At 72.1% G+C, this 2,957-nt stretch carries 3 protein-coding genes and 1 pseudogene; 2 read left to right on the forward strand and 2 right to left on the reverse strand.

Annotation, left to right across the window (positions count from 1 at the left end):
• Positions 1-402 precede the first annotated feature (402 nt).
• Positions 403-912 carry a DnaJ domain-containing protein gene (locus tag AC559T_RS09400; RefSeq protein WP_131627780.1) on the reverse strand — a complete coding sequence of 170 codons (510 nt, stop codon included), beginning with the start codon at positions 910-912 and terminating at the stop codon, positions 403-405.
• Positions 905-1,216 carry a hypothetical protein gene (locus AC559T_RS09405; RefSeq protein WP_498868484.1) on the reverse strand — a complete coding sequence of 104 codons (312 nt, stop codon included), beginning with the start codon at positions 1,214-1,216 and terminating at the stop codon, positions 905-907. Before AC559T_RS09405 ends, AC559T_RS09400 begins: the two co-directional genes overlap by 8 nt.
• 128 nt (positions 1,217-1,344) lie before the next feature.
• Here AC559T_RS09405 and AC559T_RS09410 point away from each other — a divergent pair.
• A pseudogene (locus tag AC559T_RS09410) lies at positions 1,345-1,722 on the forward strand (hypothetical protein); the annotation flags it as partial.
• A 181-nt stretch (positions 1,723-1,903) separates the two neighbouring features.
• A partial coding sequence (locus AC559T_RS09415; protein WP_498868485.1) for a serine/threonine-protein kinase occupies positions 1,904-2,957 on the forward strand: 1,054 nt, incomplete at its 3' end.

Below are 2,957 nucleotides of genomic sequence, written 5' to 3' on the forward strand. Positions count from 1 at the left end.
GCCACCGACAGTTTTCCTCCCCGCTGGTCAGGAGCCCGCGGGTGGCCAGGGGGCCGCGGGGCCCGGGGCCCGGGGCTGCGGGCCGGCCCGGGACACCGGCGACGCCCCCGACATCGCCGATCATGACGCCTTTTCCGATCATGGTGTTCCGCGGAACCGCACGGCACCGCAGAACACCCGAACGGCGCGCGGGCGGCGGACCGGCGTGGTCATGACCGGCTGGCGAGGAGGGCCAGGACGTCCTGGGTGGTACCCGTCGCGATCCCCACGACGGTCACCTGGGTGACCTCGTCACCCAGGAGCCGCTGCGCCAGACCCGTCCCGGTGAAGGCGCTACGCGCGTACTCGGTGACGAGGATGTCGCCGGGCCGCGAGCTGGACGCCGGGTGCGGCGGGCTCCGGTCAGCGGTGGGGCGGTGGGCGGCTGACGGAGATCACCGCCGCCGGCGGGATGACCATGGCGAGGATCATCATTCCCAGCGCCGCCGGGACGGAGAACAGCCGCACCACTGTTCCCGCCAGCACGAACAACAGCAGGCACACGGCCATCGCGATGAGGTAGCGGCGCCGCTCCCGCGCGTCCGGGTGGGGAACACCGCCATCGGCCCGGCTGACGGGCCGGCTCACCCCGCCCGCGCGGCCGCCCGCGTCAGCCGGGGTGGACGGGGTGGACGGGGACGCGCCGGGCCGGGCCCTGGCCTCGGCCGACCGGGCGACTCCCAGGTCGTAGGCACGCCGGCGGGCAGGATCGCCCAGGACCCGATACGCCGCATGGACCCGCTGGAACGACCGGGGCGAACCGCCCGCATCCGGATGGGCGTGCTTGGCCGCGCGGCGGTAGGCGGCCCGGATCTCGGCGTCGGTCGCGGTGCGGACGATCCCGAGCACCTCGTACAGCGATCCCTCATCCACCGTCCACCTCGCCAGACGCAGCGGCACCCTGGGGCAGGCTCTTCCCACGGTAGACCTCCGACGTGGAGCGGTGGGATGCCGCCGATCGCTCGCCCACCGCCTCGGGTGGTGCCCGCTCCCCGAACGGCGGTTCGGTCAGGCGAAGCTTGGTCGGCTTCGGCTCGGACCAGTCGCGGTTGGCGTTGGACCAGCAGACGAACGGCTTGTCCTTGGTACCGCCGACAATCTCGAACTTGCCGCCCTTGACGATCTTCAGCAGGACAACGCAGTCGAGCCTGGAGCCGTTTGACCAGGCCGTCCGCACTGTAGTCGGTGAACTTTTTCGTGGCGGCGATCACCGATGCCCGGGCGAAGAAGGCGTTGGCACTCTGCGCCGGTGGCGCGTCAGAGGTGGTGTTGTCATCGGAGGAGTTCGAACACACCGCGAGAATGATGCCAAGGGCGAGGACGAGAACCGATAAACGGCGCAGGCGGCCGGGTAAACGGTTCATCGGCAGGTTTTTTCCTTTGTTCTCCCGCCCGCGGGCACTTCCGACGGCGTTACCTCCGGGGTCTCCGGGCTCCGGGGCGGCGTGGCCGCGGCCGGCGGCGCCGGCAATCATCATCCAGCCGACCTGGGCAGATGCCAGACGCAGGCGCTCCTCGCCTCCACAGCCACACGGCCTCCACAGCCACACGCCGCTCGCCCCGCCCACACCGGACGAATCCCTCTACGACGGATTCGTGCGGATCTTCCGGCACGCGCTGGAGCCATGGGAGCGCAGCCCGCGCATGCTGGTGGCGTACCACCGGGCCCGGCTGACGCCCAACGGAAATCCTGCCGATTCTCGAGCGCCTCACGTTCCGGCTGACAAGCGACAACCGGTCCGCCGCCATCGCCGCTCGGACCGGCCGCACACAGACAGCCGACCGCGCGGACGGCGGGTAGGGTTCTGCCCAGTTATGCGGCATGTGTCGGTGCTCCGACACTGGCAGCTTCGGGGGTGCGCGGATGGTGGTCAGCGGGGGGACGCCGCTGCGGGCGGCCGATCCCCGGTCCATCGGAGCGCACGTCCTGGACAGTGTCCTCGGCAGCGGCGGGATGGGCCGGGTGTACCTGGCCCACTCGCCGGACGGCCGACCCGTCGCCATAAAGATCATCCACGATCATCTGGCCCGCGACGAGCGGTACCTGGCCCGGTTCCAGCGGGAGGCCAGGATCGCGTGCAGCGTGGCGCCGTTCTGCACCGCGGAGGTCCTCGACTTCGGCGTGTTCGACGGGCGGCCCTACATCGTCACCGAGTTCCTGGACGGGCCGACGCTCGCGAGCGCGGTCGACGAGCACGGGCCGTTGTCCACCACCGACCTGCACCAGCTCGCCGTCGCGATCGCCGCCGCGCTCACCTCGATCCACAGCGCCGGCCTCGTCCACCGTGACATCAAGCCCGACAACGTGCTGCTGTCGAAGACCGGGCCGCGGGTCATCGACTTCGGCGTGGCGCTGTCGCTGGAGTCCGGCTCGCTGCTGACCGGAGCCTCGGACACCGTCGACACACCCGCCTTCATGGCACCCGAGCAGGCCATGCGGGAGACGACAACCGCGGCCGCCGACGTGTTCGCGTGGGGCGGCGTCGCCGCCTTCGCCGGGACGGGGCAGCCGCCGTTCGGGATCGCCGCCATACCGGTCGTCATGCACCGGGTCGTGTACGACGAACCGCGCCTCGATGGCCTCGATGTCCGGTTGCTCCCGCTCGTCCGCGCAGCGATGAGCAAGGACCCCGCCGACCGTCCGAGCGCCGCCGACCTGCTCGGCGAGCTGACCGGATCGACCCGCCCGGTGGCCGGCGTGCTGGCGGCCCAGTCGCTCGTGCCCGCGGCCGCCCGGGCGCGCGTACCGCTGGACAAGCCGGTCGTGCGGTCGGGCAAGCCGGTCCAGCCGCGGGCCGCGGCGCCGGTCCTGACGATTCCCGGCATCGGACCGCCTCCCGGGCCACCACCCGCGTCGGCCCTCGCGTCCTTACGGTCTCCGACCGTAGAACCGGCGGCACCGGCTACGGCGGCACCGG

Origin of the sequence: Frankia sp. Hr75.2, assembly GCF_949319125.1 — a bacterium.
GTDB lineage: Bacteria > Actinomycetota > Actinomycetes > Frankiales > Frankiaceae > Parafrankia > Parafrankia soli.